At 61.8% G+C, this 25,399-nt stretch carries 20 protein-coding genes; 10 read left to right on the top strand and 10 right to left on the bottom strand.

Annotation, left to right across the window (positions count from 1 at the left end; translation table 11 throughout):
- Position 1: 1 nt before the first annotated feature.
- The gene (locus IBT46_RS06450) at positions 2–1,687 is read right to left on the bottom strand and encodes a hydantoinase B/oxoprolinase family protein (RefSeq protein ID WP_200544928.1); all 1,686 of its coding nucleotides are present in this window, start codon (positions 1,685–1,687) and stop codon (positions 2–4) included.
- Complete coding sequence (locus tag IBT46_RS06445; protein WP_200544927.1) at positions 1,684–3,795, bottom strand: hydantoinase/oxoprolinase family protein; 2,112 nt, start codon at positions 3,793–3,795, stop codon at positions 1,684–1,686. Before IBT46_RS06445 ends, IBT46_RS06450 begins: the two co-directional genes overlap by 4 nt.
- Before the next feature lie 227 nt (positions 3,796–4,022).
- Between IBT46_RS06445 and IBT46_RS06440 the strand changes: the two genes are divergently transcribed.
- From IBT46_RS06440 to IBT46_RS06430, 3 genes are read left to right on the top strand one after another with little or no spacing between them, the layout of a single operon-like run.
- Positions 4,023–5,009: an ABC transporter permease gene (locus IBT46_RS06440; RefSeq protein ID WP_200544926.1), complete on the top strand. Its 987-nt coding sequence runs from the start codon at positions 4,023–4,025 to the stop codon at positions 5,007–5,009.
- A gap of 3 nt (positions 5,010–5,012) precedes the next feature.
- Positions 5,013–5,885, top strand: a complete 873-nt coding sequence (locus IBT46_RS06435; RefSeq protein ID WP_200544925.1) for an ABC transporter permease — start codon at positions 5,013–5,015, stop codon at positions 5,883–5,885.
- Positions 5,885–7,597, top strand: a complete 1,713-nt coding sequence (locus IBT46_RS06430; RefSeq protein ID WP_200544924.1) for an ABC transporter ATP-binding protein — start codon at positions 5,885–5,887, stop codon at positions 7,595–7,597. The genes IBT46_RS06435 and IBT46_RS06430 overlap by 1 nt, the downstream gene beginning before the upstream one ends.
- On the opposite strand, the gene IBT46_RS06425 is transcribed toward IBT46_RS06430, so the two are convergent.
- Complete coding sequence (locus IBT46_RS06425) at positions 7,594–7,902, bottom strand: helix-turn-helix domain-containing protein (protein WP_200544923.1); 309 nt, start codon at positions 7,900–7,902, stop codon at positions 7,594–7,596. The two genes, IBT46_RS06430 and IBT46_RS06425, sit on opposite strands and share 4 nt — an antisense overlap.
- Before the next feature lie 329 nt (positions 7,903–8,231).
- Between IBT46_RS06425 and IBT46_RS06420 the strand changes: the two genes are divergently transcribed.
- The 7 genes from IBT46_RS06420 to IBT46_RS06390 all read left to right on the top strand — a co-directional run bounded on the left by IBT46_RS06420 (position 8,232) and on the right by IBT46_RS06390 (position 17,858).
- Positions 8,232–10,289, top strand: a complete 2,058-nt coding sequence (locus IBT46_RS06420) for a hydantoinase/oxoprolinase family protein (RefSeq protein WP_200544922.1) — start codon at positions 8,232–8,234, stop codon at positions 10,287–10,289.
- Positions 10,286–12,307: a hydantoinase B/oxoprolinase family protein gene (locus IBT46_RS06415; protein WP_200544921.1), complete on the top strand. Its 2,022-nt coding sequence runs from the start codon at positions 10,286–10,288 to the stop codon at positions 12,305–12,307. Before IBT46_RS06420 ends, IBT46_RS06415 begins: the two co-directional genes overlap by 4 nt.
- Positions 12,300–13,376 carry a PotD/PotF family extracellular solute-binding protein gene (locus IBT46_RS06410; protein WP_200544920.1) on the top strand — a complete coding sequence of 359 codons (1,077 nt, stop codon included), beginning with the start codon at positions 12,300–12,302 and terminating at the stop codon, positions 13,374–13,376. The genes IBT46_RS06415 and IBT46_RS06410 overlap by 8 nt, the downstream gene beginning before the upstream one ends.
- Positions 13,373–14,467, top strand: a complete 1,095-nt coding sequence (locus IBT46_RS06405; protein WP_105591777.1) for an ABC transporter ATP-binding protein — start codon at positions 13,373–13,375, stop codon at positions 14,465–14,467. The genes IBT46_RS06410 and IBT46_RS06405 overlap by 4 nt, the downstream gene beginning before the upstream one ends.
- Positions 14,451–15,314 (top strand): ABC transporter permease, encoded by an 864-nt coding sequence (locus IBT46_RS06400; RefSeq protein WP_200544919.1) that lies wholly within the window; start codon positions 14,451–14,453, stop codon positions 15,312–15,314. Before IBT46_RS06405 ends, IBT46_RS06400 begins: the two co-directional genes overlap by 17 nt.
- On the top strand, positions 15,307–16,125 hold the full coding sequence (locus IBT46_RS06395) for an ABC transporter permease (RefSeq protein ID WP_105591778.1): 819 nt from the start codon (positions 15,307–15,309) through the stop codon (positions 16,123–16,125). The genes IBT46_RS06400 and IBT46_RS06395 overlap by 8 nt, the downstream gene beginning before the upstream one ends.
- Positions 16,126–16,247: 122 nt before the next feature.
- Positions 16,248–17,858: an ABC transporter ATP-binding protein gene (locus tag IBT46_RS06390; RefSeq protein ID WP_200544918.1), complete on the top strand. Its 1,611-nt coding sequence runs from the start codon at positions 16,248–16,250 to the stop codon at positions 17,856–17,858.
- Here IBT46_RS06390 and IBT46_RS06385 read toward each other — a convergent pair.
- The 7 genes from IBT46_RS06385 to IBT46_RS06355 are packed head-to-tail and all read right to left on the bottom strand — an operon-like array spanning position 17,841 to position 25,297.
- Positions 17,841–18,659, bottom strand: coding sequence for a sulfurtransferase (locus tag IBT46_RS06385; protein ID WP_200544917.1), 819 nt, complete (start codon positions 18,657–18,659; stop codon positions 17,841–17,843). The two genes, IBT46_RS06390 and IBT46_RS06385, sit on opposite strands and share 18 nt — an antisense overlap.
- A complete protein-coding gene (locus IBT46_RS06380; RefSeq protein ID WP_200544916.1) occupies positions 18,656–19,633 on the bottom strand; it encodes an ornithine cyclodeaminase in 978 nt (325 codons plus the stop codon). The genes IBT46_RS06385 and IBT46_RS06380 overlap by 4 nt, the downstream gene beginning before the upstream one ends.
- The gene (locus tag IBT46_RS06375; RefSeq protein ID WP_200544915.1) at positions 19,633–20,631 is read right to left on the bottom strand and encodes a 1-aminocyclopropane-1-carboxylate deaminase/D-cysteine desulfhydrase; all 999 of its coding nucleotides are present in this window, start codon (positions 20,629–20,631) and stop codon (positions 19,633–19,635) included. Before IBT46_RS06375 ends, IBT46_RS06380 begins: the two co-directional genes overlap by 1 nt.
- A complete protein-coding gene (locus tag IBT46_RS06370) occupies positions 20,628–22,034 on the bottom strand; it encodes a M20/M25/M40 family metallo-hydrolase (RefSeq protein ID WP_200544914.1) in 1,407 nt (468 codons plus the stop codon). The genes IBT46_RS06375 and IBT46_RS06370 overlap by 4 nt, the downstream gene beginning before the upstream one ends.
- Positions 22,031–22,945, bottom strand: a complete 915-nt coding sequence (locus IBT46_RS06365) for an ABC transporter permease (RefSeq protein ID WP_105591784.1) — start codon at positions 22,943–22,945, stop codon at positions 22,031–22,033. The genes IBT46_RS06370 and IBT46_RS06365 overlap by 4 nt, the downstream gene beginning before the upstream one ends.
- A 1-nt stretch (position 22,946) precedes the next feature.
- The gene (locus tag IBT46_RS06360) at positions 22,947–23,807 is read right to left on the bottom strand and encodes an ABC transporter permease (RefSeq protein WP_105591785.1); all 861 of its coding nucleotides are present in this window, start codon (positions 23,805–23,807) and stop codon (positions 22,947–22,949) included.
- Positions 23,804–25,297, bottom strand: a complete 1,494-nt coding sequence (locus IBT46_RS06355) for an ABC transporter substrate-binding protein (protein WP_200544913.1) — start codon at positions 25,295–25,297, stop codon at positions 23,804–23,806. Before IBT46_RS06355 ends, IBT46_RS06360 begins: the two co-directional genes overlap by 4 nt.
- Positions 25,298–25,399 lie beyond the last annotated feature (102 nt).

Genomic DNA, 25,399 nt, shown 5'->3' with positions numbered 1-25,399 from the left:
TTTACTCCGTTTTATTCGTTGATTGAGCCGGGTGGCCGTACGATGTCGCAGCGGCCTGGGGGCTGATAAGCTGGTGGGTGAGGTCGCGGGCAACGCTGGCGGCAGGGCGTTCGCGGGGGTCCCCCAGCCCGCCGCCGCCGGGCGTTTCCACAATCAGATGGCTGCCTGGTGGCACGATCTGCCGGCCTTTCCCGGACAGCGTCTCGCCGGTGGAGAGCGTCACCCGGCCCGGAGCACCGGCCAGACCGCCCTCGGCACCCTGCGCAGGGAAATGGATGCGATCCCACGCCGCGCCAAGCTCCATGGGCAGATCCTGGCCGTGAGACAGTTCGATCACCTGGCCCAGACCGCCGCGCTGCTGGCCCGCTCCGCCGGAATCCTGACGATATTCTTTGCGCCAGAACACCACCGGGCTGATCGACTCCAGGATTTCCAGCGACACGTTACGTACCCCGCTGGGGAACGACGTGGTGGACAGCCCGTCAAGCCGGGGACGTGCGCCGGTGCCGCCGGTTGAAAAACTGGTGATGGAAAAACGAGGCTGCGTCAGGGTATTAACGGCATCGTATTCCGGCAAAATATGGCCGCCGGAAAGCTGAATATTCCACAGGCAGGATGCCCCCTCGGCCGGGACTTCTCCGGGGCGTGCCTGCCGCAGGCAGTTGAACACCACGTCGGGCAGCATCTGGCCAATAATATGGCGAGAGGTGACCGCCGCCGGATAAGGCGCATTGAGTATCGACCCCTCCGGCGCATCAATTTTAATCACGCCGAGAGAACCGGCATTATTGGGAATATCGGCCCCGATCAGGCAACGAATGCCGAAGGAGGTATAGGCGTCGGTATAGGCCTTGACGACGTTAATCCCTTTAGCAACAAAGCCCGCACTGCCGGCAAAATCAACGTGAATACCGTCGTGGCCGAGGGTCAGTTTCGCCTGTAGCCGCAGCGGCTGGTCGTAGCCGTCAACCCACAGTTCACTTTCCCAGCTGCCGGCAGGCCAGCTTCTGACCGCTTCCAGCATCGCCTGCTCGGAGCGCGTTAAAATATACTTGCCCACCTCCAGCAGATCGGTCAGGGCAAACTCGTCCAGCAGCGTCAGCAGACGGCGGGCACCCACATCGTTACAGGCCACCAGCGCCAGAAAATCGCCCTCCACCTGCGCCGGTTCCCGAACGTTGGCCTTCACGATATTCAGCACGGTCTGGTCGAGCCGTCCGGCATGGATAAATTTGAGGATCGGCAGGAATAATCCCTCATGCCAGATCTGCTGACCGTCCGGTCCCGGGCCTAACCCGCCGATATCAATCACGTGCAGCGTAGAGGCAAACAGCGCCACCGGGCGCTGGTGATGAAATACCGGCGTAACCATGGTGATATCGTACAGGTGTCCGGTGCCTTTCCAGGGGTCGTTGGTCAGCAGCACATCCCCAGGCTGTAGGGTATCCAGCGGGAATTCACGCAGGAAATGCTTAACCGACTCCGCCATCGAGTTGACGTGCCCCGGCGTGCCGGTAACCGCCTGAGCGATCATCCGCCCGTCGGGTAAAAACACCCCGGCGGACAGATCGCCCGCTTCGCGCGTGGCAGTACCGAATGCGGTGCGGATCAGCGCCTGCGCCTGCTCTTCTACCACCGAAATCAAACGATTCCAGATCACCTGAGACTGAATAACCTGTTGGCTCATTGTGCCGCTCCTGACAGGGGTTGACGTTCCAGCAGCAGATGGCCTTCGCGGGTGCTGCTGACCGTAAAGCGTTCATCCACCAGCGTGGTGGTTTCGGGGTCGACCACGACCAGTGGACCGGGACGTTGGCCCGTTTGTGCAATATCGGCACGGGTCACGACCGGTACCTGAATCCGCTGCTGCTGTTGCAGGGAGTAGATCGTCCGTTCGGCCGCACCGGCAGTCGGCACGGTTGGTTCGCCGGGAGCAGGGAAGGCAATTTCCGGCGCGGCCGTGGTGGCGGTGACCGTCCAGCTGATGGCTTCCACCGCCACGTGATCGAGACTGCGGCCGTAGAGCTGGCGATAGGTCCGGGTGAAGCGTTCATGCAGTGCGGTCAGCTCCTGCTCATCAACGTGCTGCCCCTCAAGCGGTATCGCCACCTCATGTCCCTGACCGGCATAGCGCAGATAAACGCTGCGCTGCAGCGTGACTTCCGCCGTTTCATCGGCCTGCTGAACGATGCGGTGGGCCTGCTCGCTCAGTGTTTCCAGCAGCGCATTGACGGCAGGATAGTCGGGGTTATCCAGTCGCTGATAAAAGCTGCGCACGGCCTGATAGGACGCCGGTGCCCACAGAAAGCCCAGCGCCGACCCCACGCCTGCGGCATGCGGGATCACCACGCGATCGATGCCCAGCTTGCCGGCCAGTCGGGCAGCATGCAGCGGTGCCGCACCGCCAAAGGCAATCAGCGTGTAGCTGTCCACCTGCTTACCGGATTCCGTGGCGTGAACACGCGCTGCGTTAGCCATGTTCTCGGCAATAATTTCAGTGACCGCCAGTGCGGCTTCATCCGTTCCCAGCCCCAGCGGTTTGCCGATCTGCTGCGTCAGCGCCGCAGCCGCTTTACCGACGTTCAGCTCCACTTTTCCCCCGGCAAAACTGGCCGGATCGAGCAGCCCCAGCTGCGCATTGGCATCGGTAATCGTGACCAATTCACCACCGAGGTTATAGCTGACCGGGCCGGGGGCAGAACCGGCGCTGTCGGGCCCCACCTGCAGGCGCTGCAAATGATCGATGCGGGCAATCGATCCTCCTCCGGCACCGATTTCCACCAGGTCGATCACCGGAATGCGTATCGGTAAGCCGGAGCCTTTCTGATGACGATGCACGCGGCCGAATTCGAAGCTGCGGGAGATTTGCGGCTGGAAACCATCGATAAAGCAAATTTTGGCCGTTGTACCGCCCATATCGAATGACAGCACCTTTTGCAGACCGAGCTGGCTGGCAATATTACTCGCCAGAATCGCACCGCCCGCCGGGCCGGATTCCACCAGACGGATCGGTTCGCGGATGCCGTTTTCCAGAGTGGTAATGCCCCCTCCGGAGGTCATCAGATAGGGCGGAACCCGCAGACCGCGCGTTGCCAGCTGCTGTTGCAGGCGGTGCAGATAGCCCGCGACCAGCGGCTGCACGTAGGCATTGGCTGAAACCGTTGACAGCCGCTCGTACTCACGGATTTCAGGGCAGACCTCGCTGGAAAGTGACACGGTCACACCGGGTAGCAAATCGCGCAGGATCTCAGCGGTACGCTGCTCATGCTGCGGATTGATAAAGCTCTGCAGATAGCCAATCGCCACGCTCTCGAACTGCTGCGCCCGTAGCTCTGCCGCCAGCGCGACAACCTGCGCTTCATTGAGCGGAATGCGTACCTGTCCCTGGGCATCAATGCGTTCTTCTACGGTGAAGCGCCATTCACGCTCAACCAGCGGCCGGGGCTTTTGCAGAAAAACGTCATACTGGGCAAAGCGATCTTCCTGGCCGATTTCGACCAGGTCGCGGAATCCGGCGGTGGTAATCAATGCCGTACGCGCGCCTTTGCGTTCAATCAGCGCATTGGTGGCTAATGTCGTCCCCAGAATCAACGCATCGATATCGTTGAAGGTTAATTTCGCCTGATCCAGCACGTCGCTGATGCCGGTAATCACCGCACGTTCCGGTGCGTCGGCACTGGTGAGAATTTTTGCGGAAAATTGCGTACTGCCGTGCAGCATCACGATATCGGTAAATGTCCCGCCAACATCTACAGCAACCCGGTTAACGGGGCCGTTACCCCCTCTCTCTGACATACCTTCGCCTTTATACATAATAAAAAGTGGAGGGCGTCATTAACCGGTATCAGGTAAACGATGGCTACTGAGTATTTCGGGTTAACTCATTCGTAATTTGCAAAAGCGTCCATTGCTCCTCAATCGCCTTATTTCAGAAAAGGTTTCCCGGAAAAATTATTAAGTGAGAAAAACATCGCCTGTTAATTTCGACTCTCTCCACAGATTGTGATTTAAGGACGCTGGCTATGCAGCGAGAGCGCCATTGGCTGCTGATATTTCTGTTTAAAAGTGCGCTTCAGGTCGTGCCAACGTTTATTGGTATTCTGTTGATTATGTTTATCATCCTCAAAACCATTCCCGGTGATGCCGTTGACGTGCTGGCGGGGGAGTCGGGCGGAGCCAGCGCCGCCAGCATGGCGCTGATGCGTGAACAGTACGGTCTTAATCTGCCCGGCTGGCAGCAGTTTCTTAACTGGGGCAGCCACATCCTGCAGGGTAATCTGGGATTTTCCCCCCGCTTTAATACTCCGGTCAGCACGTTGATTCTTTCACGGCTTCCCGCCACGCTTATTTTAATGCTGGCCGCGCAGGCCATTGCGTTAATTATTGGCGTGATTTTCGGTGTGCTGATGGCGTTATTCGTCGGGCGCTGGCCTGACCGGGTATTATCACTCGTCAGCCTGCTGCTTTATTCCCTGCCCGGATTCTGGATTGGGCTGATGCTGCTGGTGCTGTTTTCCGTGCATCTCGGCTGGCTGCCCAGCAACGGCAATATGACTATCGGTGCCGATCTGCACGGCTGGGCCTATATCAGCGATCGGCTGAAGCATGCGGTGTTACCGGTTCTGTCGCTGGCGAGTTTTTTCCTGGCGATTTACGCCCGCCTGACGCGCGCGGCGATGCTGGAAATTGCCCATCAGGATTTTGTGCGCACCGCCCATGCCAAAGGGCTGTCGCCGCTGCGCGTCACGCTGGTTCACACCCTTCGCTGCGCGTTAATTCCGCTGGTCACCGTGAGCGGCATGCATATCGCGACGCTGCTCAGCGGCGCGGCGGTGGTAGAAACCGTGTTTTCATGGCCGGGGCTGGGCAGACTGGCGCTGGATGCGGTGATGGCGCGCGACGTTAATATCCTGCTGGGCATCCTGCTGTTCTCCTCACTGATGGTGATACTCGCCAACTTTATTGTGGATCTTCTCCACGCCTGGTTAGACCCCCGAATTGCGAGATGATTTATGGCCACGCTGTCCGTTGTATCTGTTCATTCCCCGGTTAACCGCCGCGCCCTGCGCCAGTTTATGCGCAACCCGGCGGGCATCGCCGGGTTAATTATCCTGCTGCTGACCGTCGCGATGGCCGTTATCGCCCCCTGGCTGTTCCCCGGCGATCCGCTGGATATGGTCGCCTCACCGCTGCTGGCGCCGTTTACCGACCCGGCGTGGCCGCTGGGAACCGATGCGATGGGGCGCGATCTGGCCGCCGGTATTTTTCACGGCGCGCGCGTCTCGCTGCTGATTGGGCTGGGTGCCACGCTGATCGGGCTGCTGCTCGGTACGCTGGTCGGCAGCCTGAGCGGCTATTTCGGCGGCAGCGTTGACTATCTCCTGATGCGCATCACCACGCTGTTTCAGACCATGCCCGCCTTTCTGCTGGTGATTATCATTCTGGCTATCTCCACGCCGACAGTGACCTTAATCACCCTCAGTATCGGTGCTACTACCTGGCCGACCATCGCGCGACTGGTGCGGGCAGAATTCCGTACCCTGCGCGGGTCTGACTTTGTGCTGGCCGCCCGCTGCCAGGGTTTTTCCTCTGCGCACATCATCTTTCGCGAGATGTTGCCCAATGCCCTCCCGGCTATCGTGGTGACGTCATCGGTGATGGTGGCGTCCGCCATCCTGATGGAGGCCGCACTGTCCTTTCTCGGCCTGGGCGATCCTAACGTCGTGAGCTGGGGTTTCCTGATCGGCAGCGGCAGGGAAATGCTCCGCACCGCATGGTATCTGACCGCCGAGCCGGGCGTGGCGCTGGTGATAACGCTGCTGGGGCTGAATCTGCTGGGCGATGCGCTGAATGACGCCTTTAATCCAAGACTGAGTGACCAATAATGCAACCGCTTCTCTCCGTGGAAAATCTGCACATTCGTTTCGGCAGTCATGCCGCGGTTAACAACGTGAATTTCAGCCTGGTACAGGGTGAAATGCTCGCGCTGGTCGGTGAATCCGGCAGCGGGAAATCCGCGACCGCGCTGGCAATTATGGGGCTGTTGTCAGACCAGGCCAGGGTCAGCGGGCGCATTGAATTTGCCGGACGCGATGTGGTGAAGCTGCCGCCGTCCGCCCTGCGAAAACTGCGCGGTGATGCGCTGTCGATGATTTTCCAGGAGCCGATGACCTCACTGAATCCGGTGTACAGCGTCGGGGCACAAATCGCAGAAACCCTGCGGATTCATCAGCGTCTGTCGCACAGACAGGCCCGCGCCCGCGCCATCGAACTACTGGCGCTGGTGAATATTCCCGATCCTGCCCGGAGGGTGGATGATTTTCCGCATCAGCTTTCCGGCGGCCAGCGGCAGCGGGTGATGATTGCGATGGCCGTTGCCTGTGAACCCCGGCTGCTGATTGCCGATGAGCCGACGACCGCACTCGACGTCACGGTGCAGGCCAGCATTATGTCGCTGCTGGACCGGCTGCGCCGGGAACTTTCGCTGAGCGTGCTGATGATCACCCACGATCTGGGACTGGTTTCCCGCTGGGCCGATAGCGTCGCCGTGATGCACAACGGCAGGATTGTCGAGCAGGGGGCCGCCGAGGCGATACTGCACCAGCCGGGCCATGACTACACCCGTGGCCTGATGGCCGCCTCGCTGACGGGCGAGCGCGATTTGCACTATCGCCAGCGCCTGCTCACCGAAATTCGCCACGACGGTGCCGATCGCTTTCATCTCCATCAGCCCGCTACGCTCTCGTTTCCTGAGGCGGCCAGCCAGCGGGAAGTGCAGCCGCTGCTGTCGGTCAACCAGCTCAATGTGAGCTACAGCCGGGGCCGCACGCGCATCCCCGCCCTGAAAGACATCAGCTTTGATTTACACGCCGGTGAAACGCTGGGCCTGGTCGGTGAATCGGGCTGCGGGAAATCAACCCTGTCGCGAAGTATCTTGCGCCTGCTGCGCCCGGACAGCGGCAGGATTCGGCTGGACGGCAAGGATCTTACCCCTTTGCCGGAATCCGGGCTGAAAAACCTGCGCAGCAGCGTGCAGATGATTTTTCAGGACCCGTACGCGTCGTTAAATCCACGGCAAACCATTTTCACTATTCTGGATTCCGTACTGCATCTGCACGATCCCGCTCCGGCATCACAGCGATTACAGCGCATTCATACCATGCTGGACCGGGTGGGCCTGCCGAGGCAGTCGCTGCATCGCTACGCCCATGAGTTCTCCGGTGGTCAGCGCCAGCGTATTGGCATTGCCCGTGCGCTGATTGTTAAACCCCGGCTGGTAATCTGCGATGAGGCGGTTTCCGCACTGGATGTCTCGGTGCAGGCGCAGATCCTTAATCTGCTGCTGGAGATGAAGCAGGAACTGGGTCTGAGCTATCTGTTTATCTCCCACAACCTGGCCGTGGTGCGTTATATGTCAGACCGGATTATGGTGATGAATCAGGGGGAAATCATTGAAGCAGGGGATGCGGCCGATGTCTGGCACCGGCCGCAGCACGCCTGGACCCGCCAGCTTCTGTCGGCGGTTAACGGGGCGGAAGCGCGTCAGCCGCCGTTGCCCACAGCGGCGGAACCGTCATTCGTCTTCTCGCCGGGTTAAAGCGCGCGGCGTTTAGCCGCACGCTGCCGGGTGGGCGCTTTCAGCGCTTCGACCTGCGCAATGCTCATCGCCGGGAGTTCAAACAGGCCGGTCATCTCTCTCTCCAGCCGCAGCGCGAACACCACCTTCATAAAGTTTTCCAGCGTCACTTTACCGTCGCTTTCCAGCTTTTTCAGCGCTGAGACTGAAATCCCCGCCTTTTCGGCCAGCTCTTTTTGCAGCAGGTTGCGGCGTAAGCGATGCTCGCGCAGGCGTTGCCCCAGTTGGGCAATCAGTGTCGATTCCGAATAGAGTTTAAGAGACATAATAAACGCTCCTGATAGTTAAAATCATCGACAAGGGGTGTTTTAAGCTCTTTTATGTCAACAAATAACTTTAACCGCAAGTCTATCACAAGAGTTGTTTTAACGCCTTTAAAAGCGATAAATCCACTATAAAAGCTTAAATTAAGCCTCTTAAATCTATTGTGAGTGATATGTCATCTCAGTAGCCATCAAGTGAAGAATCCACTTCATGCATTTTTCGGCAAAGCTAAGTCATTTTTGTTAGTCGTGATATCCGGCAAATCAAAGGAGATTAAGGGGTTACAGACCGTACCGATTATCTCAGTGACTTGTAATGCAGGAGAAGTAAGGTGGATAACAGCCCCGCAGCCGGCGCAACCGTCGGCGTGGACGTCGGCGGAACCTTTACCGACTTTGTTCTATTTGACCCGCAGCGCCAGCAGCGTTTTTACCATAAACAACCCAGCACGCCCGCCGATCCTGCCCTGGCCGTCAGTGAAGGGCTACAGGCGATCCTGCAAAAAAGCCATTTACCGGCCAGCGCGCTGTCGCTGGTACTGCACGGCACCACGCTGGGGCTGAATGCCATTATCCAGCGTCGCGGGGCGGATATTGCCCTGGCGATCACCGAGGGCTTTCGCGATGTGCTGGAGATTGCCCGCGCCCGTATGCCGTCCTCGTTCGATTTTCACGCCGATCGCGAAGCACCGTTTTTACCGCGCCGTCGCGTGGTGGAGATCCCGGCGCGTTTCAGCCCAGAGGGTGAGGTGACGCAGTGGCCCACCGAGGCCGCGCTGGCACAGGCTGCCGAAGAACTGGCCGCGTTAAACGTCAGCGCGGTGGCGCTGGTGACCATCAATGGCTATGCCAACCCGGCGCGGGAAGCGGAACTGGCGGCAGCACTGGCCGCCAGGCTCGGCAATGTGCCGGTACTCTCTTCCGCGCAGCTGTGGCCGGAAATTCGCGAATATGAACGTACGCTGGTGGCCGGGCTTAACGCCTATATCCAGCCGCTGATGCAGCGCTACTTTACCCGCCTTAACACATTACTGACCAGGCAGGGGATTGAGGTTCCATTATTGATCACCGCCTCTAACGGCGGCGTGCTGCCGCTGGATGCCGCTCAGCAGCGCCCGGTGGATACGCTGCTCTCCGGTCCGGCCTCCGGGGTCACGGCCGCATCGCGGCTTGCCGCAGGTCGCGGCTTCGTTTCCTTCGATATGGGCGGCACCAGCAGCGATATTTCGCTGTCGGCAGAAGGGGACATCAAGCGGGTAAACCGCACCGAAATCGGCGGCCTGCCGCTGATCCTGCCGGTGGTTGGCGTATCGGCCATCGGCGCAGGTGGTGGCTCGCTCGTGCAGGTGGATGAATACGGCATCCTGAAAGTCGGGCCGGAAAGCGCCGGAGCCGATCCCGGACCGGTTGCCTACCGGCGCGGCGGCACGCAGCCGACGCTGACCGACTGCTATCTGGTCAGCGGCATCCTGTCTGCGGAAAACCGCCTGGCGGGCAGTATCAAACTGGATCGTGAATCCGCCACGCGCGCACTTCAGCAAACAGGCGAAACGCTGGGGATGGAAGCCGCCGAGGTTGCTCGCGGTGCGATTGCAGTGGCGACGGCCCAGATGGCCACCGAGCTGAACAAGGCGCTGGCACAGCGCGGTCTTGCCTCCGATGAGCTGACGCTGATCCCGTTTGGCGGTGCAGGCCCGACGCACGCCAACTTCTTCGCCGCCGAAGCCGGGCTGCAACGTATTCTGGTGCCGCTGCGCCCGGGAACGTTCTGCGCCGACGGCGCTATCGGCGCAGATATCCGGCGAGATTTTGTCCGCAGCCTGCGGATAACGCTCACGGCGGGCAGCTGGAGCAAAATCGCCGCCACGCTTGAAGAACTGCATCAGCTGGCCGAAGGCTGGTTTACTCAGCAGGCCAGCCGCCTCAGCAGTCGGGTTGATTACGGCGTGGAAGCGGATATGCGCTATGTCGGACAGGCCTACGAGCTCAGCGTGAGCCTCGGTTCTCCGCAGGACGTTACGCTGGAACAGCTCAGGGCCAGATTCCAGCAGCTGCACCAGCAGCGCTACGGCTTTATTACCCCGGAAGCCGCCGTTGAGCTGACGACGCTGCGCCTGTATCTGAATGCGGCGCTGCCGCAGCCGGAGGACAAACCGCTCGGTGCGCAAACGGCCCACGTTGCCCCGGCGAGTCGGCCGATTTTCCTTGCCGACGGCTGGACGGAGGCCGCGATCTGGCAGCGTGAGAATCTGCGCACCGACACTGCGATTCACGGCCCGGCGGTCATCGAACAGGATGACACGACCACGGTGATTTTACCGGGCTGGACGGCGCGTCCCGATGCCCACGGCAATCTGTTGATCGTCCGTATTCCGGGAGGCACGGCATGAAGCTTGATGCGATTACGCTTGAAATTCTTAACCAGAAACTCACCGCGCTGACGGAAGAGATGTGCCATATTCTGCAACGCACCGGCCGCACGCTGTACGTGAAAGAAACCGCCGACTTCTGCTGTGCGGTGGCGGATTTGCAGGGGCGTTTTTTTGCCTATCCCAAAGGCATTGGGGTGTCCGGCTTCGTCGGGCTGAATGCCCTGACGGCGATTTCCGCCGTCGGAGAAGTGGCTCCTGGCGATGTGATCCTGACCAACGATCCGTGGCGCTCACGGGGGCTGGCCACCCATCTTCCCGACCTGCAGCTGCTGGCCCCGTGGTTTATTGACGGTGAGCTGGTGGCGTGGGGCTGGGCATTCCTGCACGCCTCAGACGTTGGCGGGCGCGTGCCGAGCAGCATTTCCCCCACCAATAGCGATATCTACCAGGAAGGATTGCAGATCCCACCGGTGAAGCTGATGCGCGCCGGGGAGCTGAATCGCGATGTGATGGCGATCCTCACCGCCAACAGCCGCACCCCGGAGGCGATTAGCGGCGATATTCAGGCGATGCTGGCGGCGCTGAATGCAGGCCGCGAGCGTCTGAGCCGGATTGCCTCACAGCACGGTGTTCCGGCGGTGCGCCAGGCACAGCAGGATTTGCAGGCTTACTCGGCGGCGCGTGCGCGACAAGTGCTGAAACGCATTCCCGACGGCGTTTATCAGTTTGAAGACTATCTGGATGATGCCGCAGGCAGCGGCCTGCCGGTACGGCTGGCGATAACCGCCACCTTTACTGACGGCCAGGTCCACCTGGATTTTACCGGCAGCGATGCGCAGGTGGCGGCCGCCATCAATATTCCCAGCCACGGCGATCCCCACGCGTGGCTGACGCTGCGGATACTTGCGCTGGTGTGCACGCTGGATAAAACGGTGCCGCTGAATGCGGGCCTGCTGGCTCCGGTTACGCTGTATGCGCCACCGGGCTCGCTGGTCAATCCGCACTATCCGGCCGCGGTGGGCGTGCGCCATGCGGCGGCGGTAAGAGTAAACGACTTGCTGAACGGACTGCTGGGCCAGCCGCTGCCCGACGTGATGCCTGCCGCCAGCGGCGGAACCATTATCCCGCTGGTGATTGCCGAGTCGGCGCGTCACGGCCGGGAACAGAATGTGCAGGTGATTGAGCCGCTGGTCGGCGGCGGCGGTGGGCGGGCAGGGCGCGACGGCATCGATGGCCGCGATAACAGTATCTCCAACCTGGCGAACAACCCGGTCGAGATGGTAGAGGCGGAAACCCAAATCGAAATTCGCCAGTACGCACTGCGGCCCGGTTCCGCAGGCGCGGGTCAGTGGCGCGGTGGTATGGGCCAGCAGATCCGTGTACGGATTTTACAGGACGACAGCACCCTGCTGGCGCGCGGCCTGGAGCGTATGCTGTTCCAGCCGTGGGGCGTGCAGGGCGGCCAGTCCGGTGCGCCCACCACGCTGACCTTCAATCCTGACAGCCCCGAGGCGAAAAAACTCGGCAAAATCGATCTGCTCAGCGTCAACCGTGGCGATGAAGTGCTGCTGCAAACCCCGGGCGGCGGCGGCTGGGGCGATCCCTGGCTGCGCGATCCCCTTGCGGTGCAGCGGGATGTGGATAACCAGTTGCTGACCGCCGAACAGGCGCTGCGGCACTACGGCGTGGCGATCGGCGCACAGGGCGTTGATGACGCCGCCACGGCAGCCGCCCGCAGCCAGCCGCGCCAATCCGATAATGCAACGTCTGACGCGAGGGCCAACTGGCTGAGCGTGTTTGACAGTGCCTCACTGACCCGGCTGAACCGGCTGCTGTATCCGCTAAGCCCGGCCGAACGGCAGCGCCATAAGCAGGCGGTCTTTGCCGCCGCGCTGGGCAGCCTGCCGGAGAATTTCCCCCGTTCTGTTTCTGCCGATCCTACCCCTGCGCGGCGTGCATTCGCCGACGCGCTGGAAAGGCTGGCCGAGCAGCTTGCCGTTTCAGAGACATCAATACCAGGAGACAACCATGCCTAATATTCATAATAAAAAACGTCTGCTCGCCGCGCTGGTGGGCATCTTTATCGGCCACGCCGCCGTTGCGGCCGAGGCCAGCAATTCGGTAGTCGTGGGCGTTTACGGCGGAGACTGGGAAAAAAACATTCGCGCCTCCGGCCTTGAGCAGTTTGCTAAAGATAATCACCTGAAGCTCACCATCGTGCCGGGCGCGGACGCGGAATGGTTTGCCAAACTGCGTGCCGCCAAGGGGCGCCGCGCGCCGTATGACGTGGTGGTGTTCCAGCCCGATACCGTCCAGCGCGCGCAGGCTGCGGGGCTGCTGCAGCCGCTGGATGCCAAAGATATCCCGAACCTGAACAACCTGTATAAAACCGTGCAGTCGCGTTTTATTTACGATAATCAGACCTATGCCGCCGCGTTCAGCCTCGGTCAGCTGGGCCTGGCCTACCGCACCGATCTGGTGAAAAACCCGCCGAAAAGCTGGCTGGATCTGTGGAACCCGGAATATAAAGGCCACGTTGCTATCTCCTCACCGACCTATGCGGCCGGGCTGCAGTTCTTTGCCGGTCTGGTTCATGCGCTCGGCGGCGAGCTGAATCAGCCTGCGGCGGTGGACAAGGCATTCAGCAAACTGCAGGAGCTGCGCGGCAATGTCGTGGCGTTCCCGGACAGCCCGGGCGCGATTCAGACGCTGCTGGAGCGCGGCGATGCGTGGGTGGTGCCGTACTGGGACGGCCGGGTCTTTGCGCTGAAGCAGCAGGGGATGAAGATTGATTTTGTCTATCCGTCGGACGGTCCGGTGGTGGGTGCGGCAAACTGGGTGATCCCGAAAGGTGCACCGAATCTCGCCAACGCCTACAAACTGGTGAATGCCATGTCCGCCCCCGAGGTGCAGAAAGCATTCTCGGATAAGTCACTGTACGGCATGACCAACAAAGACGTGCAGTACAGCGACAGCCTCAAGAGCCAGGTGAAGGTGGGTGAAGAGGCCTACAGCAAGCTGATCTGGATCGACTACAGCACGGCCACCCCGCAGCTGGCCGACTGGACCCGTCGCTGGAGCCAGGCGCTGGGCGGTAACCAGTGAGTTCTGTCGTCATCGACGGCGTGGCGCGGCAGTTCGACAACCACCGCGCGCTGAATGACGTCAGCCTGACCATCGCGCAGGGGGAGTTTTTCTCCCTGCTCGGGCCGAGCGGCTGCGGTAAAACCACCCTGCTTAACATCATCGCCGGTTTTCTCGCCCCGAATCAGGGGCGGGTTTTACTGGGCGGCAGGGAGGTGACCGCGCTGCCGCCCTACCAGCGCAATATCGGTATGGTGTTTCAGAACTACGCGCTGTTCCCGCATCTGAGCGTGGGGGACAACGTGGCGTTTGGCCTGAAGGTGCGTAAGGTTTCCCGCAGCGAGCAGGAGAAGCGCGTGGCCGATGCGCTGCGGCTGGTCCGGCTGGAAGGGCTGGCGCAGCGTATGCCGCATCAGCTTTCCGGCGGGCAGCAGCAGCGTGTCGCGATTGCCCGCGCGCTGGCGATTGAACCCCAGGTGCTACTGCTGGATGAACCGCTGTCCAACCTGGATGCGCGGCTGCGTAAAGAGATGCAGGACGAGCTGCGGGCGATCCAGCAGCGCGTCGGTATCACCACTATCCTGGTCACCCACGATCAGGAAGAAGCGCTGACGCTCTCGGATCGCATCGGCATCCTCGGCCACGGCGAGCTGCAGCAGGTCGGCACCCCGGCGGCGCTGTATCGCCAGCCCGCCAATCGCTTTGTGGCGGAGTTTATCGGCCAGGCCAATCTCTTTCCCGTCGCGACACAGGGTGAAGAGTACGCCGCGCGCGAGCACTTTGTCGCCGACGGCGTGCCGCTGCGGCTGCGGGCGGCCACGGCGGTGAATGCGGATCTGCTGGTGGTTCGCCCCGAGCGCGTGCAGTACAGCGCTGAACCCGGTATCGCCGGAGTGAATGCCTGTGCCGCCGTGGTCAGAGAGGTCAGCTTTGCGGGCGCAACGCTGCGGCTGGCGTGCGATCTACCGGGCGGAGGAGAAATCCGCGTACAGCCCGCCGAGTCACACTTCGCCCGGCTGCCCGCGCCGGGTGACCGCTGCTGGCTGCACTGGCAGGCCGGGGATGTGATTGTTCTGCCGCAGCAGGTGCGGGGTGATGATGCGCACGCGTAACCTGTTTCCCTGGCTGATGCTGATGCCCTGCCTGCTGTTTCTGCTGCTGTTTTTACTGGTGCCGCTGCTGCTGCTTTTCGACCAGAGCCTGACCGATGTCGACAGCCTGCTCAATCCGCTGCCGGGATTCAGCCTGGCACAGTACGTGACGATCTTCCGCGATCCCCAGTACCTGCACGCGCTCTGGACTACGCTGTGGGTATCGCTGCTGACGGCGGCCATCACGGTGCTGCTTGCCTGGCCCGCCGCCTGGCTGCTGGTCAACGCCCGTCAACGTCACTGGCGCACGCTGCTGTACGTAGTGCTGATTTCACCGCTGCTGACCAGCGTGGTGATCCGCACCTTTGCGTGGATTGTGCTGCTGGCGCAGAACGGCCTGATTAACGGCTTTTTGCTGTTTACCGGGCTGATCCCGCAGCCGCTGAGCCTGCTGTGGAATATGAATGCGGTGGTGATCGCCTACGTGCAGGTCATGCTGCCGTTCGCCGTGCTGCCGCTGATCACCTCGCTGAATGAGATTGCCCCCGCGCTGCGCCTGGCGGCGATGAGCCTGGGAGCCACGCCGGGGATGACCTTTCGCCGGGTGATCCTGCCGCTGACGCTGCCGGGAATGCTGACCGGTTTTATCATCGTCTTCTCGCTGGCCGCAGGCAGCTATATTACCCCGCTGCTGATTGGCGGACGCCTGCAGCCGCTGCTACCCATTGCGATTTATCAGCAGGCGATGCAGATTGCCAATCTGCCGCTGGCAGCGGCGCTGTCGCTGACGCTGCTGGTGATGACGCTGGCGGTGGCGGGCGTGGCCGGGATTTTCCTGAAACGCTGGGAGAAAAAAAATCATGGCTGATGCCTTACACCGTCTGTCGCTGCGGCTGAGCCGCCTGGCCGTCACCCTTGCCGGTATTATTGTTTACCTGTTTCTGGCGCTGCCGGTCGTGGTGATCGTGCTGTCGGCGTTCAGCCCGGAGCCTTACCCGCAGTTTCCGCCGCAGGGGCTGTCGCTGCGCTGGTTTGAAGCGCTGTTGCAGGACCCGGCCTGGACTGAGTCACTGTGGGTCAGCCTGCTGCTGCTGGCGATTGTCACGCCGCTAACGGTGGTGCTGGGCACCTTTGCCGCCTGGTCGCTGGCGCGGCTTAATTTCCGCTACCGCGAGGCGCTACAGGCATTTATTCTGTCGCCGCTGATGATCCCGCAGGTGGTACTGGGCATCGCGCTGCTGTACGTGCTGACCGCCGCCGGGATCGCCGGAACGCTCAGCGGGCTGGCGATCGGCCATGCGGTGGTGGCGTTGCCCTACGTGGTGCGCACCGTCAGCGTCAGCCTGGCGGCGATGGATAAACGCCTTGAGTCGGTGGCGATGAGCCTGGGAGCCGGGCGCTGGTATACCTTTCGCACGGTGACGCTGCCGCTGATTAAACCGGGAATTTTAGCCGGTGCGGTCTTTGCCGCCGTTACCTCGTTTGGTGAGGTGTCGGTCAGCCTGTTTATGACCGCTCCCGGCACGATTACCGTCCCGGTGCAGGTCTTTAACTATGTCGACCAGACTTTCGATCCCACGGTAAACGCCATTTCGGTGATTTTTATCGTCATTGCCATTCTGCTTTTGATGGTGATTGAGAAAACCATTGGCCTGGTAAAACTGAATCAATCGGGTTAAAAGTAAAACGTCTGGCCCACGGGGCTTATTCCATTTGGGCCAGAATGAAAACCTATTGTTCTTGAGGCGCTATAACACAGAATATATCATGTATTCTTTAAGCCCGAAGAGAGCCCGTTCCGATGACGCATTCCCGCCTGCTGTCCGTTGAAAATCTGTCGCTGGAAACCGCCGAAGGCCGTTTGCTGGTCGATAACGTCTCGTTTCATCTCGACCAGCGGGAGATCCTGGCGCTGGTGGGGGAATCCGGTTCCGGTAAAACGCTGACGTCGCTGGCGGTGATGGACCTGCTGCCTGCGGGCGTGCAGAAGGCGGCAGGCGAGCTGACCTTTGCAGGCCAGCGGCTGGAAGCCGGCAACGTGCAATCGCTGCGCGGCTGCCGCATAGCGACGGTATTTCAGGAACCCATGTCGAGCATGAATCCCACACTGCGCATCGGCGAGCAGATTGCCGAAGTGCTGGTGCGTCACCGCCAGATGAGCTGGAAGCAGGCGCAGCAGGAGGCGATTGCCCTGCTGGATCGCGTGGGCATCGTCAACCCCGCGCTGCGCGCGCGGCAGTACATCCACCAGCTTTCCGGCGGTATGCGCCAGCGGGTGATGATTGCCAGCGCGATAAGCGGCCAGCCGCAGCTGCTGATCGCCGATGAACCGACCACCGCGCTGGATGTGACCATTCAGGCGCAAATTCTCAGCCTGTTGCAGGATCTGCAGCGGGAAATGGGCATGGGTATTTTGCTTATCACCCACGATCTGTCGGTGGTCGCCCGCTATGCCGACCGCGTGTGCGTGATGCAGCAGGGGCAACTGGTGGAGCAGGGGGAAACGGTCGCCACGCTCGGCAGCCCGGTTCACCCCTATACCCGCAAACTAGTAGACGCCTCGGTGGCGCAGCTGCCGTCGCAGGCCTCCGTCAAAACGCAGCCGCTGCTTGAGTTGAGCGCCATCTGCAAAAGCTATCCGCTGCCGCGCCCGCTGCCGTTCTGGCCCGCTAAGCGGCAGACAGTGCTGCATCCGCTGGATCTCAGCATTGCGCAGGGCGAAATTGTCGGGGTGATCGGTGAATCCGGCTCCGGTAAAACCACACTGGGCAGCGCGGCGATTGGGCTGATTGAGGCCGATAATGGCGAGATCCGCTTCCAGGGCGAGGCGCTGCGTGGGCGGCAGCGCAAAGTGCTGCGCCGCCACTGTCAGATCATCTTCCAGGACCCTTACTCCAGCCTGAATCCCAAAATCACCGTCGGCGAGCAGATTGCCGAACCGCTGCGGGTCTGGCAGCTGCGCAAAGGCGAAGCGGCGGTGCAGGCCCGGGTCAAAGAGCTGTTAACGCTGGTGGGATTGCAGGAGCAGCATGCCGGTCGACTGCCGGGCGCGTTCTCCGGCGGGCAGCGCCAGCGTATCGTCATTGCCCGCGCGCTGGCGATGGAACCGAAGCTGCTGGTGGCCGATGAAGCGGTCGCCGCGCTGGATTTATCGGTGCGCGGCCAGATCCTGGCGCTGTTTAACGAACTGCGCCACAAGCTGGGTTTATCCGTATTGTTTATCAGCCACGATCTCAGCGCGGTGCGCCAGCTGTGCGACCGCATTGTGGTGATGTATCACGGTAAAGTGGTGGAAGAAGGGGCGACCGAACGGGTTATCAGCCAGCCGCAGGACCCGTATACCCTGCAACTGCTGGCCGCAGCGCCCGATGTCCATCAGGCGCTGGCACAGCGCTCAGCTGCCGCGCAGTAGCGGCAGTTCAGGATGTTCGGCCCACTCGTGCCACGAGCCGACGTACACTGAAACATCGCTAAAGCCCGCCCGTTTCAGTGCGGCCAGCACCGTTGCCGCACGGGCACCGCGATGGCAGTAAACCTGCAGTTTTGCCTCTTCACGCAGTCCGGCATTCAGGGCACGCTGGCGGATCGCCTCCGGCTCCAGGAAATGACCACCGGACACCACATCCTCCCAGAACAGCAGTGCAGAATGCGGAATGCGCCCGGCGCGCGGGCAGCAGTCGTGGGCAAAGCTGCCGTCGAACTCGCTGGGTCGACGGGCATCAACGTTAATCACCGCGACGCCGTCGGCCTCCTGCACCTGCTGACGTGTACAGACCAGATCCCGCTGCCAGCGCGTGGCTTCTGCGGCGGGCTGATGCGCGATCGTCCGGCTTAATCCCCGCCCGGCAGCGCTGGCAAACCCGGCTTCGCGCCAGGCCTCAATGCCGCCGTCAAGGATCAGCGCATCCTCATGGCCGAGAAGCCAGGCAAACCAGGCACCGCGCGGTGAACGCATGCCGACCTGATTCTCAAAAAAGACCGGCGTGGCGCCGGGATAGCTCGCCAGCAGCGGCTCGAGCGCGCTGGCGGCCTCAGCGGCCATCACCGCCAGGCCCGCTTCGGTGCTGTCGGCAATAAAATAGTCATAAACGTTACAGTGTAGCGCGCCGGGCAGCGTGGCCTGCTGCCATTCGGCGGCATCGCGCACGTCTATCAGCAGAAAGTGCTCGCCGCGCGACTGGTGCAGGTGCAGCGCTTGAGCTGAGATAATCATTGAAGTGCTCCCGTAAACAGCGACTGCCGTTGCCCGACCCCGTCACGTTCCGCGGCCTGTAACACGCGGGCGGCAAGGGCGATATCAAACACGTTGAGGCCAAATGAAGAGAAGTAGACGCTGTCATCCGCTGCGGCGCGCCAGCCGTCCAGCAGCAGCGCGGCCAGATCGGCGGCCACCTCCTGCGGCTGAAACAGCCCGGCGCGGTACATCTGGAACAGGCTCTTGGCACTGCGTTCGGCAAAATCGCCCCACGCATCCACCACCACCCGATCGCTGGCGCGAATGGCGTCAAAGCTGACCTCGTGGTAGCCCACCTGAATCACAATTCGCCCCGGGCGAACGGCGGTCTCGGTTAACATCGGCTGGTCCGCACTGGTGCAGGTAATCACCGCGTCATACGGCTGTGCCAGCGCCTGCTGAAGATCGGTTTCCAGCGTCAGATCGGCGGCGGGCAGAATTTTTCCGGGGGTGCGGTTCCAGACGCCAATCTGCGCCAGGCCCGGGAACAGCTGCCTGAGCATCTGCAGATGGGCCTGCGCATGGATACCGCTGCCGAGCAGCAGCACCCGCTTCACCGGCTGCGGTGCGGCGTGCTGTAGCGCTACGGCGGTAACGGCGGCGGTACGCGCGGCGGTTAACGCGCCGCTGGCTAACAGGCCGCGCGGCAAGCCGTTCTGCGCATCGTTAATCAGCGTTACGGCCAGCGCGGCGGGCAGGGCATCCGGGCGCAGGGGCCGGTGCGCCGTCCATTTCACTCCGGCCGCATTGAAACGGCCTCCGACGCGGGCGGGCAGCGCATAGGCTTTGCCCAGCGGCGTGGCGAGGTCGACGGCGTTCTCGGCGGGCATCTGCGCCTCGCCGAGCCGCATCAGCTTCACCACCTCGCGGACATCCTCCAGCGCCAGCGCCACGTCTGCGCCGCCCAGCCGGGCGACGTCAGCGTCATTAAGGACGCGCAGCAGGCCGTCCATTACTGCTCCAGCAGGCGGTTGGCAAACGGATAAAGCGCAGGAGAACCACCACAGTGAATAAAGGTGACGCGCGATCCCTGCGGGATCTTGCCCTGCTCAACCAGCGAGAACAGACCGTGCATCGCCTTGCCGGTATAGACCGGATCTAACAGCACGCCTTCCGACTGCGCGAGTGTGTAGATCGCCTCAATGCCGCCATCCGACGGCACGCCGTAGGCCTGGCCGACATAGCCATCCTCAATCCAGATATCTTCCGGCTGCCACTGCTGCGGCCACTGCAGAAGATCGGCGCAGTCCTGTGCCATCCCGGCAATGCGCGGCTGGAACCAGTCGGCTTTCGCGCTGACGCTGATACCCACGACACGGCTGTCGGGCCAGTAGCGTCGCGTGCCGACATGCAGCCCGGCCAGCGTACCGCCGGAACCGGTCGGCGCGACGATAAAGTCCGGGGCAGCGGTGCCGCCTGGCTCAAGCTGTGCAGCGATCTCTTCCACCGCACGCACGTAGCCCAGCGCACCCAGCGGCGTCGCGCCGCCGAGCGGTATAATCAGCGGGGTTTCGCCGTTGGCAACCGCCTTATCGGCATGTGCCTGCATCGCCCCTTCGATCTGGGTGAAGTAGCCGTCCGGGTCAAGAAACTGCACTTCGGCCCCGAACAGCTTGTCCAGCAGCAGGTTACCCTGCCAGCTGGATGGCGGGTTGCCGCGCAGCACCAGCACCGGACGCATACCGAACTTTCGAGCGGCAGCGGCCACCATACGGGCATGGTTAGACTGATGCCCGCCGGTGGTGATCACCACATTGACCCCGGAACGGCGGGCTTCGGCCATCAGGTACTCCAGCTTGCGGACCTTATTGCCCCCGCCACCGAAGCCGCTGTAGTCATCGCGTTTGATGCTCAGCGTAATCCCCAGCGCTTCGCTGAGCCGGGGTAGCGGCTCAAGCGGGGTGGGGAAGAAGCCGAGCGGAACGCGTTCGAACTCTTCAACTGATTTCATGGTTTTTTACCTGTTTTAATAGTCTTTGGTGTTTCCCTGGTGTGGCGCGCGACCCGGCCAGAGGCCGGATCATTGAATCCTGTGAGCCAGAGGCTCAGCGACTGCTGGAAGCGTTCAAGTCCTTCCAGCGTGGCAAATTCATTAACGGCGTGGGCGTTACCGCCGTGGCCCAGCCCGCCGATCAGAAAGGCCGGGGCAACCGCCGCGAAGGCGTAGGCGGGCGCGCAGCCCGGTGCCCACGGCCAGATTTGCGGCGTGGCGTCCAGCGCCTGATAGCTGGCGATCAGCGCATCGACGCCGTTTGCACTGCGGCCGAAGCGAATGCCGGGATAGCTGTCGAACAGCTCAAGTTCACTCCCGGCCAGATCCGGCTGCGTCAGACGCTGGCGGGCGCGTTCGATCATCGCGTCCTGGTCAAATCCCGGCGGGATGCGGAACGCCAGCTCCGCGCTGGCACGATACGGGATCACCCCACGGCCGCCGGGCGGATTGCTGTGCAGTTCGGCCAGCGTCAGCACGGCGCTGCCGAGCAGCGTTTGCAGGCAGCTGAGCGTATCGCCTTCAATCATCAGCCGCTGGCTGCGGCGAAAACGCAATTCATCTTCCAGGCTGAACGATTTGGCCAGCTCGGCCAGTAGCCGGTTGGCTTCTTCGTCCGGCATCAGGCGGCCCAGCACGCCGCTGTCGGCGGCCGGGGCAATGGCGTTCAGTGCGTTGACCAGCTGCCACGCGGGGCTGGCAATCCATCCGGCGTTGCTGGCGTGAATGGCGGAAGACGGCCCGCCCCATTCGCCGCCGCTGACGCTTAAACGGCCGGTGGCCAGCCCGGTAAATCCGAGGTAAACGCGCGGTGCACCACCACCGTATTCGCACAGCGACGGAAACAGTACCGCCTCGGCAGGTGCAATTGGGCAGGGCTGCTGTGCCAGATAGCGGCGCAGGGTGCCGCTGCCCACTTCCTCTTCGCCTTCCAGCAGAATTTCAATATTGAAGTCCAGCCGCTGCTGCTGCTGAAGCTCGCAGAGCAGAATCAGCATGGCGGCCACCGGACCTTTATTGTTTTCGGCACCGCGCCCGACAAATACCCGCCCCAGTTCAGGCCAGTCGCAAAGACCGCCAACAAACGGGGAGACCTCCCAGCCGCTCTCGTCAGCGGGCATCACGTCATACATGTTGTAGAGCACCACGGTGCGCTCAAAGCCGTTATCAATGCGTACGTGCACCAGCGGCGGCGTGTCGTGAGACTGAACGGCCACCGGCAGCACCACGGCAGCATCCAGCCGCTCGACCATCCACTGCTCAAGCCAGGCAGCCAGTCCGCGCTGGGCGTCCTTCTCACCCGCTACGCTGCGCCAGCGGGTCAGTTCACTCAGCAGTTCTAATGTGGCATCGAGGCGGCTCACAGGCGTATCCTCGGGTTCAGCGCCAGATACAGCAGATCGATCAGCAGATTAATCACCACAAACACCAGTGCGGCCAGCAGCACGATGGCCTGCACCAGCGGGAAGTCGCGGTTTTGTATCGCCTGAATCGCCAGGCGACCAATACCCGGCCAGGCGAAGATGATTTCCGTCACCAGCGCGCCGCCGAGCAGCGAGGCAAAATACATCCCCTGTACGGTAATCACCGGGATCAGCGCATTGCGCAGGCCGTGACGTACCACAATGCGCCAGGCGCTCAGCCCTTTGGCACGGGCGGTGCGAATATAGTCCGTTTGCAGCACGTCCAGCAGGCTGGCGCGCGACAGACGCGCAACCGCACTCATGTAAAACGCGCCGAGACTGATCGCCGGCATCACCAGCGCGGCAAAGGTGCCGTAGCCGCTGGAGGGCAGCCACTGTAATTGCAGGCTGAACAGCAGGATCATCAACAGGCCGAGCCAGAATACCGGGATGGCCTGGCCGCTGAATGCCACCAGACGGCACAGCAAATCCAGCCAGCTGTGCGGACGCAGGGCGCTGACGATACCCAGCAGCAGCCCGAGCACGGAGCTCCAGGCCAGCGCGCTGACCGCCAGCAAAGCGGTGGCCGGAAGCCGTTCGCCAATCAGCGCCAGCACCGGCTGGCTGTAGCGCAGCGACTCGCCAAAATCACCGTGAAGCACGCCGTTAAGGTAGTGGCCGTACTGCCACAGCAGCGGGCGATCGAAGCCCATGCTGTGGCGAAACGTATCAATTTCCTGCTGGCTGGAGCCGGGCGGCATCATCAGCGCAGCGGGATCGCCGGTAATATGCAGGCTGAAGAAAATCAGCAGCGAGACGCCAAACATCACCAGCAGCGACTGGCCGACGCGGTTGAGCAGCAGGTTCAGCATCTTAATCCAGCCTCGTATGCGTGCGGCGCAGCAGGGCATCGCCCAGCAGATTGCAGCCGATTACCAGGGCGGCAATCACCAGCCCCGGATAGAGCACCAGCCACTGAGACAGCAGCATATAAGAGCGCCCTTCGCCAATCAGATTGCCCAGCGTCGGCGTCGGCGGCTGAATACCCATGCCGAGAAAACCGACCGAGGCTTCCAGCACGATCAGGCGTGGGATATCCAGCGTCAGCAGGACGATCAGCGGAGTAAACAGATTCGGCAGAATGTGGCGGAACAGGATGCGCAGGGTCGAGAAGTCCATCGCCCGCACCGCCTGAATATATTCCAGTTCGCGGATTTCCAGCGTTTTGGCACGGGCCACGCGGGCATAAATCGCCCAGCTGGTGCAGCCCATAATCACAATAATATTGGTCAGCGACGCCCCCATCAGCGCGATCACCAGCAGAATCAGCAGAATAAACGGAATGGCCAGCTGGATGTCGATCAGCCGCATCAGCAGCGCATCGACCCAGCCGCCGAGGTAGCCGGCAATCATCCCCAGCGTGGTGCCAATCACCGCCCCGATCAGCGCCGCCAGCACCACCACCAGCAGCGACAGCCGCGTACCGGAAAGTATGCGCGACAGCAGATCGCGGCCCAGCTGGTCGGTGCCCAGCCAGTGGGTGCCCTGCGCGCCGGGGCTACCCGGCGGCAGGAAGATTTCCAGCAGATTATTACTTAACGCATCGGGCAGGGGCAGCCACGGCGACAGCAGTGCTGCGGCGATAACCGCGATCAGCAGGGTCGCGCCAATCACGGCATCACCATAGATCAGTCGCCTCGGGCGACGGCGCAGCACGGCGGTCGGTGCGATCATTTCAGCCTCAGGTCATACAGGGGGATGCGGGCATCCACGCGGCCTTTAAACACCAGCGAATCGCTGTGGGCGTAAAGGGTGTCTTCCCGATACAGCGGCAGCAGCGGCTGCTGTTCGGCGACGCGCTGCTGGATCTGCTCCAGCACCTTTTTGCGCGCAGCGGGATCAACAATCTGACGGCTCTGGTCCAGCAGTTTGTCGAGTTCGGCATCATGCACGGTGGAGTACGGCTCGCCGCTGCGCAGGATCGGGAACAGCGCGGCGTCGGCATCCAGGGTCTGGGTTGAACCCCAGGCCAGCATATAAACCGGCGCCTGTTTCTGCGCCGCGACCTGCTGGGTGTAGACCGACCATTCCGGCACTTCCAGCTGGGCTTTCACGCCGATGGCCGCCAGATCCTGCACGATGGCCTGGGCAACATCGGCGCTGGCGATATAGCGCCGCGGTGCCTGGAAGCGCAGAGTGAAGCCGTTCGGGTAACCCGCTTCCGCCAGCAGGGACCTGGCTTTCGCCACGTCCTGTACGGTGGCAGGAACCGGCAGATAGCCAAAGTCATTGGCACCGGCGGTGGTGCCGGTCGGTGTGCCAAATCCGTGCAGCAACTGCTGGGTATAGGCCTGGCGGTTCAGCGCCAGCGACAGTGCCTGGCGAACGCGCACGTCGTTAAGCGGTTTTTCCTCATCTTTCAGGCCCAGATAGATGGTCAGGCCGCCGCCTTTCACCTGCTCCAGCTGCACGTTCGGGCGGTTTTTCAGCGCCGGAACCAGGTCGGCAGGCACGTTCTCAATCAGCTGAACTTCGCTGGTCAGCAGCGCAGTCAGGCGCGCGGTGGCTTCCGGGATTGGACGCCAGGTGACCTGATCGATAGCCGGCTTGCCGCGCCAGTAGGCGTCATTGGCGACCATCACCACTTTTTCATCCGGGATAAAGCTTTCCAGCTTGTAGGCACCGCTGCCAACGGGCTTGCGGGCAAACTCGCTGGCACCCACTTTTTTCACGTAGGCAGGCGGGACGATATAGGCCGGATAGCGGCTCATCCGCGTTGGCAGCAGCGGGTCCGGGCCGTTGGTGATGATGCGAACCTGATTGTCGCCGACCGTCTCAACGGATTTAATCGTGCGGATGTAGGAGATGGTCGGGGCGTGGTTTGCCGGGTCGAGAATACGGTCGATGGAGAATTTTACCGCTTCGGCATTCACCGGCTCGCCGTCGGTAAACTTCACGCCCGGGCGCAGGGTAAACAGCCACGTGGTGGCGTCCACCGCTTTCCATTCGGTAGCCAGGCCCGGCTGTAGCGACATATCGTCACCGCGGCGCACCAGAGTATCGAAAATATTATCCACGAGGGTGGCGGATTCTTTCAGAAAGCCGGGGTCCATTGCCGTGGCGGAGGCCGCCTGGCCAATGGTAATCTCCGTCGCCTGCACGCCGGCAGGCAGCAGAGCAATAAGCAATGCGGTAGTGGCAAACTTCACTGCAGGTAGTCTCATAACGTTTTCCCAAATTGCCATCGGCAAGGTAGTGAAAAGAGTGAATACTGTGAGGACAATGCTGTGTTTTTGTAATACATGATATATCCTATAGTCAGGCTG

It is taken from the genome of Erwinia sp. S38, assembly GCF_016624545.1.
GTDB classification, from domain to species: Bacteria; Pseudomonadota; Gammaproteobacteria; order Enterobacterales; family Enterobacteriaceae; genus Erwinia; species Erwinia coffeiphila.
This window is presented reverse-complemented; position numbering and strand designations above follow the sequence as displayed.